Source organism: Solwaraspora sp. WMMB335 (assembly GCF_049179075.1).
Taxonomy (GTDB): Bacteria; Actinomycetota; Actinomycetes; order Mycobacteriales; family Micromonosporaceae; genus Micromonospora_E.
Genome location: NZ_JBMHMF010000001.1, coordinates 2,511,408 through 2,527,800 on the forward strand (window position 1 = coordinate 2,511,408; position 16,393 = coordinate 2,527,800).

Consider the following 16,393-nt stretch of genomic DNA (forward strand, 5'->3'; position numbering starts at 1 on the left):
ACGGTGAGCAAGCTAATCCGGGTCGACGAACAGGTGCACGCCGCGCTGCGCCAGCGTGCCATCGAATCACGCAAGCAGCCAAACGACGTTCTTCGGCAACTCCTCGGCCTGCCAGTGCCCAAGCGGAGCCCACGGCCCGCAGCGGGCCAGAGCATTCCGCACCCACAGTTTGAAGTACCAATCCTGAGCGCATTGGAACAACTCGGTGGCAGCGCACCTGCACACGAGGTCATCGAAAGGGTCGGACAGTTACTCGCCCGGCAGCTCACCGATGCCGACCGGCAGAAACTGGGTGACGGCCAGATACGGTGGCGGTTGCGCTGCAACGTAGCCCGAACCGACCTGATCAAACGCGGCCACCTGAGTACGCACAGTCCCCGCGGCCTGTGGGAAATAACGGATGCGGGCTTGGAACGCCTCCGCAAGTTCGATCAAGCCCTCACCCTCGTGGGCCAACAGCAGAACGCCGAGAGCGCACCAACCACGGCCCGAAGCTCGTTCGCCAGCCAGGCAACGAACGAGGCACCGGGACCTCCAGCCGCAGTCCCTTCCTCGCAGACGGACACCAAACGGTCCGCAACCCGGCGTCGCTGAGCCGGAAGCGCAATCCGTCCACCCCAGATGTGCACCGGTCGCACACCCGGTGGGATCGTCGACTGAAAACTGACGAAGCCAGTCAACGCGCTCGCGTCTGCGACCGTCTACCCGGCCCTCTCACGGGGACTCAGACTGCTCAAACTACACAACAGAAGACGACTTCGAACGGCGGCGGCGGCACCCGATCACCGGCAGGAACAGTGTTGTCAACGGCGGCCGGAGCGGCTCGCACGCGGCAAGGGCTCCTGTACCGCGCGGTCGGCTGCACGACCCGTATGCTGGCTCGGCTTGGCCTCGGCTGTTGCCGCGAACGCCAGCCTGGCCAGGCGCGGCGCGGTGCGCGGTAGCTGCGACGGCGCCGATGCGAGTGCGGAGGTTCCCACGGCGGCGAGCGCTGACCGCAGGCGGTAGACCTGCTCGGCGTTCGGCAGCGCAACGCACCATCGTTCGACAGCGTGATACACCAGCGACCTGGGCACGCGTTCGAGCTCCCGGCGGCCGACAACGAAGAAGTGGCGGTGTCGAGCGGCCGTCAGGGTTGCCGCATCCAGCACCTCCGACAATGACGGGAGCACCCCGGCCAGCTCGTCGATCGCTTCGAGTCGGAAGCCGCGCCTGATGCCCTGCCCTGGTCTCCGCGGTTCTGGGCGAACCCACCTGGTCACCAGGTCGAGCTCACGGGCCATTCGTGCTGCTTCCGGGCCGTGTGGGGGTGTGCCGCGAAACTGACCGGCCACATGGGCAGCTGTGCTCCACGATCGCCAGTCCGCGCCAGCGCCGGGTGAAGCGAGCGCGCTAACCGCGAGCGCTGCCTGGGTCGCCTTGGCCAGGTGCAGTGCGCGCACCTCGTCGGGGTTGCGGTGCATCCAGTCTCGTGCCGCGACCAACGATGTCCGCGCCGACGCTCCATCGCTGATGGCCCGGCGGGCTGGCGAGACCGGTGGCGGTTCCAGCAGGTGCAGCAGCGAAGGGGCCCCATCCGCGTCCGACGTAACCTGGTGCAGGACCTCGGTCAGGTAGCTGTCGTTGGTCCAGCGTGCCTCATCCGCAACCGTCTCGAAGGCCCGGTATGCGAGTCGATGGCTACTCGACAGCCACTCAGGTAGTTCTGCATCGATAGCCAGCATCGTCTTGGTCAGTGCTGCGATGTCGGCCAAGCCGGCTTTGCGCCCGGCGCCGGCGCGAATCGCCGTTCCCTCTGGAGTCAGCGGCTCCCGCGCGGGTGGTGCGTGGCTAGCCAGGATTTCCCCCGCCACCGCCACTGCCTCTGCCGCTGACTCCAGGTGGCGCCCGACCCTGCCGATCGCAGCCGTGGGATGGACAGCCGGCAGGTCGGAGCGAGCCGCAGCGGTGAGTCCTAGGTAGAGCCGAGTCGTGTGGTTTCCTGCCTGCATCTGCAAGGCGATATCGACGGTGCTGCGGTCAATGTCGGCACGAGCCGGCTGGCCGCCGATGACGAACTCCACGAGCTTGGCCAGCCGGGTATAGACGCGGTGCCGGGCTACGACGGTCGCTTCAACGTCATCGAGAGTGACCGCCGGGTTGGACGGTAGGCGTGCCTGCGCACCGGCAAGCTCGTCGTGCGCCCGCGAAAGCCAATGTCCGTACGTCACAACAGACCTCGCGCCGCACCGCTGAGCCGACCGGCTGTCGCGGCGTAGGCGAACCGACGCCCGGTCGGCAACTCCGGCTGTCTGCTCGCCTGGTCGTAGCCGTTCGCGAGTACCGACACGAAGCGGATCAGAGCCTGCTGCGTCGATGCGGACGTGATCGAGGACCGTGTGGCGAGTACGGCGATCGGCGCCGGATCTGGGTACAGCTCGGTGAGCGCGGCGAGCAGCTCGAACCCGAGCAGCGCCCATTCCCGGGAGGGCACATCCGGAGAATCGAAGGCCAGACCCGCAAGGCGCAGGCCGGCCTGTACCTCGGTCTCATCGACGACTCCCCGTTCCTCCAGATAGGCCGTGGCCTGCCGCAACGCGGTGATGTAGTTCATTCCCGAATCCTCCCGACTGCGTGTACGCGCCTCCACAGCGGTGGCGACGCCCTGTGGATAACCGGTGAAGCCCGTCGAGGCCCGGCCCGTCGAGTGTTGTCCACGCCGACTCGCCAACGGTGCCGATCAGGTGAAGCAAGAGCTGTTGTCGCAGAGGCCGACACCAGGCTCACCATCGAGCCCTGGCAGGGTCTGCTGCGCTCCGGGGATGGCGTCGACGAGAGGGCGGTTGTACCGCGACAGCCAGACCGGATCCTTGCCGAGCATGTTCCGCCGCGCGTTCAACAGGGCTTCCAGATCGCAGGCCGAGCGGAAGAGGCTCGGTCTGTCGCGCCGCATCTCGCCCCAGCGCCGAGGGGATTTCAGCGGGCAGAACCAGCAGGCCGACTTGGGTGGGATCGGCAGTTTTGCTGCGGCGATGATGCCTGCGCAGTCGTGCCGGCGCAGTGGCGGATCGTGGTCAAGCAGGGGGTACACCGGGATCTCGTACGGCATGCCCATACGTCGGTTGACGCGTTCGATCTCGTCGAGACTGATGCCGATGCCCACCGTCGCCGGGTCATCACGGCTGGCTCCACGTTGCTTCAACCACTTCCCAATGATCATGATCTTGAAGTCCGCAGTACACGATCTCGTGCCGGGTGCCCCGTTCGACATGCGAACGGGGATGGGCAGGCTGCGAGACCCATCGCGGGTGAGTCGGCCCCACAAGGTCTCGACGGCGCCGTCGCGGCGGACGCGGCGCAGTTCGTGAAGCTCGATGCCGTGCGCGGCCGCGTATGGCTTGGCGTACCGCTGCAGGTACGCCAGGGTTGCCGGGTCCTCGGAGTCGTCGCCTGTGTTCGCGAAGAGGAATGTCGGAAAGTTGATCCGGCCGGTGGCGGCGAGAACCAGCAGCGCCGTCGACTGAACCCCACCCCCGTACGCGACCGCTGGAATCGAGGTAGCCATCAGTCCCACCAGCCTTTGGGGGCGGGTTCGGCAGTCGCCGACGCAACTTCGGTGTGCCGAGCGGCGCGGTCGTCATCGGCGGCCCGGCACTGTCGGAAGGGACCGTCGTCGCCGAGCAGTTCGTGGATGTGCCGGTCGACCTCGATCGACCAGGCGGACATGCCGGTCGCTGCGAGGCGGTTGACTTCCCACGAACGCCAGAGCAGTTCGAGCCGCCAGATCGCCTCTGCGTGACGCCACCACTGGGGACACCAGTGCCAGCGCTGTCCGTCGACGCGCCACCCGAACATCGGTAGGAACAAGCCCGTGGCCCAGGCTTCGACGGTCGGGAACCGCAGTGCTGCCGGCGCGGTGGCGGGCGTCTGGTCGTCGAGCCGCTGGGTGAGTTCCGCGACCTGGTTCTGCAGGGCCGCGACCGTACCGGTCAGATCCTCGTCGCGGCGGCTGGTCACCGGCTCCTCCTCTGGGCGGGGTGCGCTACCGGGGCGCGGGGTGGCATCGAGGTCGGATGGGCGGTGAGTGCCTGCTGCGCAGGCAGAGCGAAGGACTCGGCCGCTAACCGTGCCGCCGGCTGGGCGGCTGCGGCGCGCGCGTCGGCGTCGAGGTCACCTGCGCGGCCCGAGGCCGCTGCGGCGGCGGCGCGAGCCGCTTGATGTTCATTGACCGCGGTGGCGGGGGCGTCGGGTGTGGCCGCAGTTGTGGCAGCGGTACGCCGCTCGGCCTCGGCTCGGTCGAGGAGCGTCTCGACGTGGGCCAGCGATTGTGCGGACCAACCGCTGTCTTCGAGGTTGCGTAGCAGCCGTGCCTGCCCGATCGGGTCCAACGTGCCGGCGAGTCGGGTGATCTCCTGGTCGAGCTCGTCGCCGATCTGCGTAAGGGCGCCGGCGGTGGAAGGTCGGCCGCCGTGCCTGCGGGCGGGGCCCGATCCGGACCAGACGTAGCGGGCCGCGTCGGCCATCGCTTCCTGGCGCGACAGCCCATCGTCGCGCCCACGGGCGTAGAAGTCGATCAAACTCGGGGCCCGACGTCGAAGTTCGTCTTCGGCCGCGGCCAGCACAGCCGCGTCGGTGGGATTACTCTCGGCGCTCTGAGCCGCCTGTCCCCAGTGCCGCGCCACCTCCACGAAGGGCAGGTCCGAGAGGTAGTCGCGGAGCCGCTCGCCGTCCCCGGCGAGACGGGACCACTCGCGCCTTCGCCGAGACGAGTCAGCTGCGGCGAGCCGGTCGGCATTCCGGCTCGTTTTCTGCTCGTCCCGATTCCGGCGACCCTGGTCGCGCAGTTCCTGTTCGGATCGGTTGGCCTTGACGCGGGCGTTCTCTGCCGCCAGCCGCGACCCGGCCTCGACGAGGACGCCGAGTGCCATGAGCCGTTCCATCGCGCGCTGGTTGCCCTCGCTCCAGGGATCGTGATGCTCGTGTTCCATGGTCGCGACGGTGCCGGTCGTGGGTAGTCGGCGGGGTTACCGGCGGGCGGTCCCGGCGGTGGTCAGATAGACAGGCCGCTACGGGTAGCGGTGAATCGCACACCGCTGTGAGACCGGGAATGCTGGCGGTGGATCGTCCGGGTCAGGCTGGGCAGTCGGTTTGCCGTCGAGTGCGCATCGGTTCGGCCCGCGACCGCCTGCGGCGAAATTCCCTGATTGCGTCGTAAGCGCCCGGGATCGCAGGCACACCTGCCATGCCAATGTGGCGAATGCGGGCTTGCGGTGGAGCGGCCCGATTCGTCGAGCGCGCTGGGCACGGCGTGGGTGTTGAGGGTCCTCGCCCCACTGTCGCCGCGCCCGTCGACGACGCATGTCATCCGACTACGCCTCGGTTCCGACGAAGCTTCCCCGCGCACTCCGCCAGGCCGGGTCGGCCCCTGCACCGGTCTTCCCCCGTCGCAAGGCTCCGGTCCTTGGGCCGTCAACTTGGCGAGTCAGCCGGCGGCCGAGTCGATGAGCTCGTCGGCGCCAGCGCTCAGCAGGTAGCCGGCGACACCGCGCCCCAGGTCGGCGGCGTCGGAGTGAGGTCCTCGCATGGTCGTGGTGACCTGTTTGGCGCCGTCGGGGCTGTAGACGGCGCCGTGCAGTCGTACCGTGTCGGTCTCGACTTGGGCGAGCCCGCCGATCGGGCTGTGGCAGTGGCCGGAGAGTGCGCGGAGCATGGCGCGTTCGGCGGTGGCCGCCAGCGCGGTGGCCGGATCGTTCAACCGGGCGACGAGGCTGGTGGTCGCGGTGTCGCTGGTGCGGGTGGTGACCACGATCGTGCCGGCGCCGACGGCGGGCAGCATGTCCTCGACCGGCAGCACCTGGGTGATCCGGGCGGTCTGGCCGATGCGGCGCAGCCCGGCGACGGCGAGGATCATCGCGTCGTACTCGCCGTCGTCGAGTTTGCGCAGTCTGGTGTTCGTGTTACCGCGTACGGCGGTCACCTGTAGGTGGGGCCAGCGGGTAGTGAGTTGGGCGCGACGGCGCGGCGAGCTGGTCGCGACGGTCGCGTCGGCGGGCAGGTCGTCGAGCGTGCCGCCGTGGCGGGACACCACCGCGTCATGGACGTCCTCGCGTGGCAGGTAGGCGGCGATCGCCAGCCCTTCGGGCAGGGCGACGTCACCGGGGACATCCTTGAGACAGTGGACGGCGACCGTGATCTCCCCGGCGAGTTGGGCGCGGTCCAGCTCTCGGACGAACGCGCCCTTGCCGCCGATGACCGCGAGGTCACCGGTCCACCGGTCGCCGCTGGTCGTCATCGGCACCAGCCGGATCTCCACGGCAGGGTCGAGCAGCGCCAGCACCTTACCGACCTGCTCCGCCTGCGCGAGGGCCATCGGAGAGGCTCGGGTGCCGACGGTGATCACATGTATCGCCACCCAGGAAGCGTACGGTCGAGTCGTGTCTGCGGTGGCTGCACGGCACGGCGATTCGTTCCACGATCGAGCAGCGCACCGCGATCTCGGCCGGCCGCTCGATGATCGTCAGCGTCTGCTCGAACGAGCGGGACTGCGTGGGTGACCGGCGGCAGGTGCACGCCTCACCGCCGGTGGTCTCCGTTCGAGGCGATGCAGTCAGGCCCGCCAGGTCGCGCGGCTAGCACTAGTCGACATCAAGGAGTCTCAGCAGGGCTGGAACGCTGACGAGGTAGCGACGCCCGATGCGGAGAATCTTCACCGGAAACTTGTTGGACTTGGCCAGCTCGTATGCTTTCGTCCGGCCGATGCCGAGGATCTCCCCGGCGGTCTCGACGTCGGTGGTCATGCCGAGGGCGCGTACCGCCTGCTCCGTCCAGACCTGAGACCGAGGTGTGGTCGCGGTGCTGGTCGCCATCGTGGTCCTCCCGCTGTTGTCCGGTGCCGGCCTGTCGGCCTGCGACAACAGCGACGGTGCCGATGGTGGGGTGGCAGCGGGGCTACCCCGTGGATGGGCTTGCGCTAGGCGTAGCACCGTTGGACCGAGAAGGACTGATCACCGCAGCCTGCCGGGTGCTACCGGTAACGTCGAGTCAGCTTTCGACACCGGGCTGTGTGACCTGCTTCGGCCGGCCTGTGCTCGACGCCGAGCCGGTCCGGCTGTTGATCCAGGTTTCGACTCGATGGCGCTTCCAGGAGCGGATCACCCCCCGGCGTCCCGGTTCCTCAACATCGGGCTTGATCAGGTAGCCGTCGCGGCCCTTGTCCCATGCCTGGGCGCTTTTCTCCACGTATTTCGACCACGTGCCGTGCGTGACTCCGATCAGGTCGCGGAACTCCTTCGCGGTGATCAGGTCGTCCGGGTCGCCCTCCAGGCTGACGTGGTGCACGCGCGCCATCCGGGCGGTCCGCTTGGATTGGAAGTACGAGACGTTGAACGCGTCGAGATCGTCGAGCGCGTACCACTCCTGGCCGTCCACTTCTCCGGCCGGATCCCGCCAGCCCGTGGTGGGACGCTGTTTGGGTGAGGCGACAAGGTTGATGGTGTGCAGGCTCCGGTTGAGGTACTCGGCGGCTCCGCGACGGTTCGTGCATGGGCGGCCGTTGATCACCCGTAGCTCCACGTCTCCCCCTGCGTTCACGTGCCGACGTGCCCGGCGTCGCCCGACAGTCCGCCGTTTCCGCTTCCGCTCCCCGCAGCCGGGTAATTCCGGTCGCGAATGAGGGTCACTGTACCGGCGGCAAGGTCATCCGGTGCTTTCGCCGCTTCCGGAAGCAGTACGTCGATCGTCATCACGAACCGTCGCAACGAGCCCGTGGGTTGGGGACGGAGCGTGCCGTTGACGGGCACGAGCCAGGCCCGGCCAGGTACGCACACGGTCACGCCTCCCGGCTGGCAACGGCCGGGAGACGTGACCGAGCGGAGTTGGCGTACCGGTCAGGCGGTGGCGGTCGCGAGTTCCCGGCGCGACGCCGCCGAGAGCACGCTCCGGATCGTCCTGTCTGACACGCCCACCCGCGATGCCAGTTCCTGCTGTTTCTCGTCCGGGTGATCCCGGTACGCTTCGAGCACCGCCAGTACGGTGGCCGGGCTGACCCGGTCGACCTGCGGCACCGGCCGCCCGTCGAACATCAGTGGCTCACTCGCTGGCGCGTTTGACGCCGTTCGGCGACGGCGCGGTGACATCTGCTCCATCAGGCTGCGGAGTTGTTCCTCCGCAGCCTCGCGGCGCTGCTGTTCGTCAGCGAGAGCGCGCTCGACGGTGGCCACCTGGACCTCAAGGTCTCTGCGGTGCCGCGCCTGCTCCGTGCTCGCGTGACGGAGGGTGGCTGCTTCCTCTTCCGCCTGTTCGCCGCGTCGACGCCATTCCTGCGCTTCCGCTTCCGCCCGCCCCTGGCTCCGAGCCGTCTGCTCTGCTTCCGCTCGGGCCGTCGCTGCCGCTTCTTCGGCAGCCGCCCGCAGTGCCGCTTCCTGGTCGGCCCGCTGCTTCGCCCGTTCCGCTTCCTGCTCCGCCTCCGCTCTCCGCGCTGCTTCCGCTTCCGCGGTGTGCCGGGCCGCGCGGGTTTCCGCTTCCGCCTGAACGCGGCCTGTCGCTTCTGCGTTCAGGCGCGCTTCCGCTTCCGCTGCCGCCGCGCGAGCCAGCCGGGCGTTCTCCTGTGCTGCTTCCATCTCCTTTCGCGCCGGTCCCGGCAGCGCCAGCGACGGTATCGGGGTGCCGGTCTGCGCGAGGTGCAGCAGCATCGTGAGTGCCTTGCCGGTCTCCCCGGCGCGGGCAGCGTTGCGGGCGGCGGTGCGTGCCTGTTTCCGGACGTCGGCCGCGAGTGACTCCCTCCGCTGCCGGTCCCGGTCGATTGAGGCGAGCCGGCTGCGTTCCCGGCGAGCGGCCTCGGCACGAGCGGCCAGGGCCGCCGCGCCAGGGCTCAGCCGGTCGAGCACGTCCAGCCGCCAGGCGCTGAAGGTCGAGCGGGGGGCCACCAGCCACCGCCGCCATCCGAACCGCTCCGGCGGAGCCGGTAGCATGCCCCGGTCCCGCAGCGCAGGGCGGTGTTTGGCGCCGCTGCGGACCTCCCACACGATGATGCCAAGCGCCGAGAGAAACGACAGTCCGACCGCCTTGACCGGGTCGGCGTGGTGGCCGATGGCGTTGATCGCCACCGCCGCCGCCGTGCAGATCCAGATCAGCGCCCGAGCCGCGAGCGCCCGCTCCCCGGCGAGCCGCTGCTGCTGCGCTGTCAGGGCCATCGCCAGGCCGGTGCCCTCGATGGCGACCGCCGCCACGACGCCGATCGGCGTGGGTAGACCGTTGATCCTGGCGGCGTCAACCTGCCCATACACGGCGCCCGCTACGGCGAGGCCGTAGATCACGCCGGAGTAGACCGACGCGGCGTTGGCCCGTACATACTCGACTCGACGCGCGTACCACGCCGCCGTGTCCCGCCGGCGGGTCCGCCGCCGCTTACGCCGCGCCTCGCGCTTGTCCTCGCGTTGCTTCCGCCGACGCTCGGCGCGGTCGGCCTGCTGCCGATCGCGATGGTCATCCAGGCGCAGCCGCCCTTCCTGCTCGCGCAGGCGACGCTCCACCGCCGCATCCTCGTCGGCGATCCGCTGCTCGCTGGCCAGCCGCTCCCGCTCGGCGGTCGCCAACTCACGGGCGACCCGCCGATCGGTCCGGGCCACGTTGGTCAGATCGGTGCTCATCGCGCCACCGGACCTTCCAGCACCCCGCGAGCCGGCACCGACCCTGTCGGCACCTGGCAAGTCGGGGGCCAGATTAACGGCGCTGTCGAAGCCGTAATGTCTGTCATGGGTCGGACCTCCGATGTCCGATCAAGGTCCCGGCCGGGAGGTTGCAGCCACCGTCCGGGACCGCTTGCGGTTACGGGCCGAATGGGACACCAACGGTGGGTGATCATCCGGCTCATCGTGGGAGCTACGGGTTATCGGCAGCGCTACGGGTAACGCCCCGGGTGTACGGTGCTCGACTTCCTGCGTGGCGCCGGCCGATCCGGCCGGCCGGCGGAGACGGCCCGCCGTCGACGCGGCGCTCAGCGTGCTGGCGACTCGCTGGGTGAGAGGTGGATCGGCGCGGCGAACGCGTTGACGCAGTAGCCGGAGCAGTGCCCCCGCCATGCGATGTCATCGATGTCGTCGGCGTAGAACAGATGACCGGCGGCCCGGCGAGTGCCGAGCCGGAACCCGGCAGCGCGAAGCCGGGTGGCGGCGTCGGCGCGGCTGATAACGTGCCAACCCACCGCGCGCAACACGGTCTCCACGTCGGCGGTCGTCCGCTGGGCGAACCCGTGCCCGGCCGGCAGAGGTACCGGTGTGGTCGCCTCCAGCAACCTGAACCCACGAGCCACAACCGGACCCTTGTCGTGATGGGGACGGATGCCGATCAGACCGGCGGCCCCGGTCGGCAGGTGCAGCCACACCTCACCGACATTGCCGGCAGCGAGCGGGTCGCCCGGCCACCCTTCGAGGGGACCAGCACCGCCGCAGCGGTCGACCGCGTCGCGATGGCTCGTAACGTGCGTGGTCATGGCGTCTCCGATGGACTTGGTGTCGGGCGCTGACAGCACCATCGACATGATTTGCAATGATACCGCATCTAGATTTGTTGTCAGCCGGGCCATCGAGCGCAGCCGCCGCTCATACCGGGCCTGCCCGTCCTGAATGATGCGGCGGCCATACCCACCTGCCGAGCCAGCCGGTACAGCTGGGCAGCGTGTAGCAGCCACGCTCTAGTTGTGCAGTAGGTCAGCTTCGGTGCGCAGCGGGTCACAGGGTCACCGCCGGGTCCGTCGCGAGCGGGTACGGCAGTTCGACCAGTCCGATTGGGCATCGCCGACGCCAGGCCCGGTCGCCCACCGGCCAGGCAAAGCGGTGGCAGCCGCGATGGCGTACCCGCCGAGCGCCGATCTGGGCGAGCGCGAGCTCCAGCCACTCGCCGGGGGCCAGGTCCACACCGGCACGCGTGTACTCGGCCCCCATCTCCGGCAAGGGCCGGGCACCCAATGCCACGATCGAGCCCTTCGCCGCCCGCCGGTACCGCGGCGGCGGCTCATCACTGCGTCAGCGCCTTCTTCACGGTGTTGCGAGGCATCCTCAACCGCCGTGCGATGGCCTGAATCGCTACACCCGCCAACCGCCACAGCCGCCGGATCTCCGCCCAGTCCTCCACGCTCAGCACCTCCCAATGCTTCAGGAGGTGGTCCCGATTCAGCCGGAACCACGTGGTCAGTTTTCAGCGGAGCTGACAGACTGAGGCGGGCATGGCCCGACTGGCGGTGCACCCTACACGCGATACCCTCGAACGTCTGTTCGGTTCGACCAGGCGATCCGGTAGGCTACCCCGCGCTGACGCGGTGAGGGGGCAACGTTGCGCTTAGTGGCAAACAGGTATCTCGTCAAGACCGACGCTGAGCGCATCGGCGGCCAAGGCAAAGTTGTCGAGGCAACCGACGGTGAAGATCGAGCCCGGGTCGCCCTGAAGCTGATCTCTCGACGCGACGCGGATGCGACGCAGCGCGCGTTCTTCCGACGCGAAGTCGATGCTCTTCACCGGTTGGATCATCCGAACATCGTGTCGTTGCGCGACTTCGGTGAGGATGAGCAGCAGGACGCCTTCTACCTGGTGATGCCGTGGTTCGACAAGAACCTGCTGCAGGAGTTAGCGGCCGAGGAGGACTTGGGCTGGGACGACTTCGCCGACCGGTGGGGGCTTCCGTTGGTGGAAGCGCTGGCCCACGCGCATGAGCGTGATGTTGTTCACCGCGACGTGAAACCGGCGAATATCTTGATCGCCGAGGACGGCAGCCCCAAGCTCGCCGATTTCGGCATCAGCAAGATCCGTAGCCAGATGATCACGGAGTTGACGCTCGTCGAGCACTTCTCCCGTCCGTACGCGCCGCCGGATCTGCAGGGCATGGCCAATGCCAGCCGGGATGTGTGGGGCTTCGCCGCGACCGCGTTGCGATGCCTGACCAACGGGCCGCTCGACGACTACCCCGATATTCAAACTGCTCTGGCCGACATCGATGTGCACCCGAGTGTGCACCAACTGCTCACTCAGTGCCTCAGCTACGACCCGCAGGCTCGGCCGCAGAGCGCGGCCGTGCTACGCAGCCGTCTGCGGGAGATCCAGTCCGCTCGGCGGCGTAGGTTCTCCGACTACGTCCGGCGGGTGGAGGTGCGGGTGAAGGACGAGGCGGCCCGGCGGCTTGCTGCGCCGCCGCTGGACCGCGACCCCGCAGCGATCGAGCGCGCTCTGACGAGTGAGCTTGTCCAGGGTGCGCATCTGTTGCGCTACGTCGACGGGGCAGGCACCGTCTCGGCCGACACGCTGGAGCTGATCGGCCGGGACCGCCGACTGCGGCTCGCGGTGGTGCCCGGCCGACACGAGCTCGTTCTGACCAAGGTCAACGAGGCCCCCGAAGCGGTCCTCGAAGGTCTGCGCCGACGGGGTTGGCCCGTGAGCGATCAGATCCTATGGACGTCACGTCCACAGCCGCCCGAGGCGGCGATGCAGGCCAAGGAGCTGGTCCTCGCCGGTGTCGACGATCACTACCTCCGGCTCGACGACGAGCGGGATCGTCAGTTCGAGAACCGCATGTTCGACGCATGGATCGACCTGCTCGACGCAAAGGAAGCCCTGGAGATTGAGCGGGAGCCGCCGCTGGCATACACGTCGATTGACGTAGAAGGCCGACGCGTCAAGTTCTTCCTGAAGGAGGCCAGCGGCTCGGACATCCTGGGGAAAGATCGGATCTGCCGCGGACCCGCCGGCCGGCTCGCCGGCGGCCCGGGCGTCGTGATCGCACAAGACGACACGACGATCACGCTCGCCTACACGAGGAAGATCAAGAGCCTGCCGGGAACTGGCGAGCTCGTGCGGTACATCGGCCCGACCGCAGAGGCGCTGCGCCGGCAGCGCGAAGCTGTTGTCAACGTCCGGGCCGGGATCTCGGTCCGCCCGCAGCTGCGCAAGCTGCTGCTCGACCCCACTCGGATCGCTGTCCCGGTTGCTCGCTTGATCGAGTCGTGGTCTGGCCGAGAACTGGACGAGGACAAAAAGTCTGCGGTCGCCGCGGCGATGGGAAGTCCCGACTTCTTCCTGCTAGAGGGTCCGCCGGGCACCGGCAAGACCAGGTTCATCACAGAGCTCGTCCAGCAGAAGCTGAAGCGCAAGCCCGACGCGCGGATTCTGCTGGTCAGCCAGACCCACGTGGCGGTCGACAACGCGCTGGTCCGCCTCGCCGAGGCCGGTGTGGCAGACCTCGTCCGGCTCGGCAAGGAGGACAATCCACGCATCGCCGCCGAGGCACGTGAGCATCTGCTGGACCGGAAGATGCCGGGCATCGTTCGCCAGGTCAGACAGCGGGCCGAGGCGGAACTGAAACGCCGCGCAACGGCCGTCGGAGTCGATCCCGGGCATGTGGCGGGCGCCGCGGCGATCCTTGAGCTGATCGAGGCGCTGCGTGAGCTCGGTGCCGCCCAGGCCCGCCTCGACGGCGTCGACACAGTCCGCAGCAGTAAGGGCGGGCGTCCACCCGACTTCGGAGAGCAAGACACCGAGGCGCAGACCGCCGCGCTCAACGACCGTGTTCAGTTGCTCGTAGAGCGGGCCGATGAGCTGCGCCAGCGTGCCAACGTGGCCTTGGACGGGGACCTGGAGCTGCCCCAGGATCTGACGCTGCAGGGCGCCCTGGACGCCTTCGACGCTGTCGTCGGCGACGATGACCAGCTTCGCAAGCTCGTCGAGCTGCTGACCCTGCAAGCCGAGTGGTTCCAGCGGATCGAGTCGGGCCGCGAGCTGGAAGGGGTGGTGCTGCGCGGCTCCAGGGTGGTTGCCGGTACCTGCCTCGGGTTCCTATCACACCCCGCCGTGCGTGACCTCGAGTTCGATCTGTGCATTCTCGACGAAGCGTCGAAGGCGACCGCGACCGAGACGTTGGTGCCGCTGTCGAGGTCCAAGCGATGGGTGCTGGTCGGCGACCCGCACCAGCTTCCGCCGATGCAGGAGGAAGTCCTCGACCAGCCCGACCTGATGCAACGCCACAACCTGGAACCCGCAGAGATCGGGCAGAGCCTCTTCCAGAGGCTGCTCGACCACGCGCCGGTAGGTGCCCGGCGTCAGCTGACCCGCCAGTACCGGATGGTCCCGGGCATCGGCGATCTCGTGTCGGCGTGCTTCTACGACGGCCGACTGGTGTCGATGTCGACTCATGCCCTGCCCGGCTGGAAGGCGTTGTACAAGCCGGTCACCTGGCTGGACACAGGTTCTATGGCCGACCGGCACGAACGGGCCGAAGGCACGAGCGTGGTCAACCACTGCGAGGAACGCATCATCCGGCGCGCGATCACCTCGCTTCGCGGCGCCGTGGACAAGGGCGTGATCAAACCTTCGGACGGCAAACCGCTGCGGGTCCTGGTGCTGACCGCCTACAGCAAGCAAATGGAGCAACTGCGCCGCGCGGTGGCCGGACCACCATCGCCGAACCTGGAGATCGAGGTCAACACCGTCGACGCCGTCCAGGGCCGCGAAGCCGACATCACTTTTTACTCCGTCGCCCGCAGCAACACACACCGCCGGCTGGGGTTCCTCGGACCGCTGCACTGGCGACGCATCAACGTCGCGCTGTCCCGGTCGCGCTACGGCCTGGTCATCGTCGGCGACGCCCCGTTCTGCGAGTCGATGCCCGGCCCGTTGAGCACGGTGCTGACCCACATCCGGCGCAACGGCGACACCTGCCGAATCGGAGACGCGCGCAATGGCTGACACCACCGTCATCGCGGCCCGCCGCTACAGCGACCAGCACCCCGGCTACCGACTCGCCTACGTCGGCGAAGCAGCCGTTCCGGTATCGCTGCTCACCCTCGATGTGCTGGCACAAGAACGCAAGAGGCTTCCCCTGGTGGACGAGTTCGTGCTGCGACTCGCAGACCATGGCATCCACAAGATCGACAAAATGGCGGCCGTTCTCGGCATCGACACGGCGACCGTCTCCGCTGCCGTCACGGCTCAAATGTCGGCCGAAACTGTCGAATACCGGCCGGACAGCTTGGGCGGCCATAAGGTGCTGCTGACCCCAGGCGGCCGGCGCGCGGTCGAAGAACTCTCGACCGTAACCCCGCAACGCACCGAATACCCGCAAGCCTTCGACCGGATGCTGTGGCAACCGACCCCACACGTCCGAGCTGACCTGGTCACCCGCGCCGACGCCGAATCGCAGGGCATGCGAATCCTGCCGTCCGTCCGCACTGCCGATGTAGACACCAGCGATGTGTCTCCCCGACGGCTCAACCTCCTGCTAGACCAGACTCAGCAGGACAACGGCCGCCCGGCGATCGAAGTGCTCAGCATCGAGGCAATCACCCGTCAGCCCCGGCTATGCTTGCCCGCCGTGCTGCTGGTCTTCGCCTCCGACAGGGCCGACGACCTACGCTTCAACATCGTCGTCGATGACATGCTCAGCGAGCACCACGACAACGCGCTGCACCAGGTGGGCGGGGTCGAACGAACCAAGATCCAAGTAGCGCCCGCCGTCGGTGAACCGGATCTCCCGCCACCGCTACGGCAGCAGCGCATACCATACGACGTAGTCCGTGACCTGCAACGCCGGGCCGACAACCTACCGACGCACGACGACAGCATGCCCGGCGCGGCATCGACCAGCGCCAAGGAGCACGAGAGCGTCACCGCCCGCACCGCGCTGGAAGCCCTGACCGTTCGCTCCGTGCCGCTGTTTGAGCATCGGGAACTGCTGACAACCGCGCTCAACACCGCCCGCAGCAGGTTCCTGCTGGCCGTACCGTTCGTCCGCGACGCCGTCGTCAATGGTGACTTCCTCGCGAAACTTGAGATCATGCTGCGCAGGTCCGGCCTGACCGCTCACATCGGTTACGGGCTTGGTCAAGACCCTGCGTGCAGCGACGACAACGCCCTCAGCCGACTGCGCGCACTCGCCCGTCGATACTCCCTGCTCAAGCTGGCCTACGTATCCGACCCCCATCCGAATGTCCTGATCTTCGACAACACGTGGGTAAACAGCGGCTTCGAATGGCTGTCGTTCCGCGACCAGCCCACACACACCTACCGCCCAGTGGAAGGAACGCTAGTACGGGACAAGACACATGTGGACGAGCGACACAACCACTATTCCGAGCTGATCAGTAGGGCCGACGCCGCAACCAGAGACTGATAGGGTGCAGCGTACCGCTCAGTGGCCGTAGTACGAATCGACATCGTCCAGCTCAACGGCTGTTTTCATCCCCGAGGTCGGCTGACCTCACGTAGGTAGCGCGTTGTTATACCAGTTTCCCTGCCGGAGCGCACGGATTCATAGGCGACGAATGGGGTGGTCTCTGCGAGACGACCGCCCGTTACCTTTTTGATCGTCCCCAGCCGGGGACGACTCGGTCGCCCGGCTCGGTATGACTGAATGCCCCTGTCGTACGCATGATCC

The 16,393-nt window shown here is 68.1% G+C and carries 14 protein-coding genes and 1 pseudogene; 3 read left to right on the plus strand and 12 right to left on the minus strand.

Features of this window, described 5'->3' with window-relative positions:
• Positions 1–3 precede the first annotated feature (3 nt).
• Positions 4–594: a winged helix-turn-helix domain-containing protein gene (locus ACN27F_RS10610; protein WP_421433044.1), complete on the plus strand. Its 591-nt coding sequence runs from the start codon at positions 4–6 to the stop codon at positions 592–594.
• A gap of 209 nt (positions 595–803) precedes the next feature.
• Here ACN27F_RS10610 and ACN27F_RS10615 read toward each other — a convergent pair whose 3' ends face one another.
• From ACN27F_RS10615 to ACN27F_RS10670, 12 genes and pseudogenes are all read right to left on the minus strand, one after another.
• Positions 804–2,210, minus strand: a complete 1,407-nt coding sequence (locus tag ACN27F_RS10615; RefSeq protein WP_421433045.1) for a hypothetical protein — start codon at positions 2,208–2,210, stop codon at positions 804–806.
• On the minus strand, positions 2,207–2,593 hold the full coding sequence (locus ACN27F_RS10620) for a hypothetical protein (protein WP_421433047.1): 387 nt from the start codon (positions 2,591–2,593) through the stop codon (positions 2,207–2,209). The genes ACN27F_RS10615 and ACN27F_RS10620 overlap by 4 nt, the downstream gene beginning before the upstream one ends.
• Before the next feature lie 126 nt (positions 2,594–2,719).
• Positions 2,720–3,544: a phosphoadenosine phosphosulfate reductase gene (locus ACN27F_RS10625; RefSeq protein ID WP_421433048.1), complete on the minus strand. Its 825-nt coding sequence runs from the start codon at positions 3,542–3,544 to the stop codon at positions 2,720–2,722.
• The gene (locus ACN27F_RS10630; RefSeq protein WP_421433050.1) at positions 3,544–3,996 is read right to left on the minus strand and encodes a DUF4913 domain-containing protein; all 453 of its coding nucleotides are present in this window, start codon (positions 3,994–3,996) and stop codon (positions 3,544–3,546) included. The genes ACN27F_RS10625 and ACN27F_RS10630 overlap by 1 nt, the downstream gene beginning before the upstream one ends.
• Positions 3,993–4,967, minus strand: coding sequence for a hypothetical protein (locus ACN27F_RS10635; RefSeq protein ID WP_421433052.1), 975 nt, complete (start codon positions 4,965–4,967; stop codon positions 3,993–3,995). Before ACN27F_RS10635 ends, ACN27F_RS10630 begins: the two co-directional genes overlap by 4 nt.
• 494 nt (positions 4,968–5,461) lie before the next feature.
• A complete protein-coding gene (gene hemC / locus ACN27F_RS10640) occupies positions 5,462–6,391 on the minus strand; it encodes a hydroxymethylbilane synthase (RefSeq protein WP_421433054.1) in 930 nt (309 codons plus the stop codon).
• Positions 6,392–6,614: 223 nt separating this feature from the next.
• A complete protein-coding gene (locus tag ACN27F_RS10645; RefSeq protein WP_421433056.1) occupies positions 6,615–6,845 on the minus strand; it encodes a helix-turn-helix domain-containing protein in 231 nt (76 codons plus the stop codon).
• Between the two features lie 175 nt (positions 6,846–7,020).
• Positions 7,021–7,539, minus strand: coding sequence for a hypothetical protein (locus ACN27F_RS10650; RefSeq protein ID WP_421433058.1), 519 nt, complete (start codon positions 7,537–7,539; stop codon positions 7,021–7,023).
• A 326-nt stretch (positions 7,540–7,865) separates the two neighbouring features.
• Entirely contained in the window at positions 7,866–9,626 is a 1,761-nt protein-coding gene (locus tag ACN27F_RS10655; RefSeq protein WP_421433060.1) for a DUF2637 domain-containing protein, read from the minus strand.
• A 347-nt stretch (positions 9,627–9,973) separates the two neighbouring features.
• Positions 9,974–10,468, minus strand: coding sequence for a hypothetical protein (locus ACN27F_RS10660; protein WP_421433062.1), 495 nt, complete (start codon positions 10,466–10,468; stop codon positions 9,974–9,976).
• A gap of 238 nt (positions 10,469–10,706) precedes the next feature.
• Positions 10,707–10,949 (minus strand): hypothetical protein, encoded by a 243-nt coding sequence (locus ACN27F_RS10665; RefSeq protein ID WP_421440615.1) that lies wholly within the window; start codon positions 10,947–10,949, stop codon positions 10,707–10,709.
• 15 nt (positions 10,950–10,964) lie between these two features.
• Positions 10,965–11,109, minus strand: a pseudogene (locus ACN27F_RS10670) (IS21 family transposase); the annotation flags it as partial.
• 207 nt (positions 11,110–11,316) lie between these two features.
• Here ACN27F_RS10670 and ACN27F_RS10675 point away from each other — a divergent pair.
• Together ACN27F_RS10675 and ACN27F_RS10680 are read left to right on the plus strand one after the other, a co-directional pair.
• A complete protein-coding gene (locus tag ACN27F_RS10675; RefSeq protein ID WP_421433063.1) occupies positions 11,317–14,706 on the plus strand; it encodes an AAA domain-containing protein in 3,390 nt (1,129 codons plus the stop codon).
• Positions 14,699–16,129, plus strand: coding sequence for a hypothetical protein (locus ACN27F_RS10680; protein WP_421433065.1), 1,431 nt, complete (start codon positions 14,699–14,701; stop codon positions 16,127–16,129). Before ACN27F_RS10675 ends, ACN27F_RS10680 begins: the two co-directional genes overlap by 8 nt.
• The last annotated feature ends 264 nt before the right edge of the window (positions 16,130–16,393 follow it).

Coding starts and splice junctions, on each gene's coding strand:
- ACN27F_RS10645 (WP_421433056.1), bottom strand. CDS start 6,845: ATGGCGACCAGCACCGCGACCACACCTCGGTCTCAGGTCTGGACGGAG.
- ACN27F_RS10680 (WP_421433065.1), top strand. CDS start 14,699: ATGGCTGACACCACCGTCATCGCGGCCCGCCGCTACAGCGACCAGCAC.
- ACN27F_RS10655 (WP_421433060.1), bottom strand. CDS start 9,626: ATGAGCACCGATCTGACCAACGTGGCCCGGACCGATCGGCGGGTCGCC.
- ACN27F_RS10620 (WP_421433047.1), bottom strand. CDS start 2,593: ATGAACTACATCACCGCGTTGCGGCAGGCCACGGCCTATCTGGAGGAA.
- ACN27F_RS10625 (WP_421433048.1), bottom strand. CDS start 3,544: ATGGCTACCTCGATTCCAGCGGTCGCGTACGGGGGTGGGGTTCAGTCG.
- ACN27F_RS10660 (WP_421433062.1), bottom strand. CDS start 10,468: ATGACCACGCACGTTACGAGCCATCGCGACGCGGTCGACCGCTGCGGC.
- ACN27F_RS10635 (WP_421433052.1), bottom strand. CDS start 4,967: ATGGAACACGAGCATCACGATCCCTGGAGCGAGGGCAACCAGCGCGCG.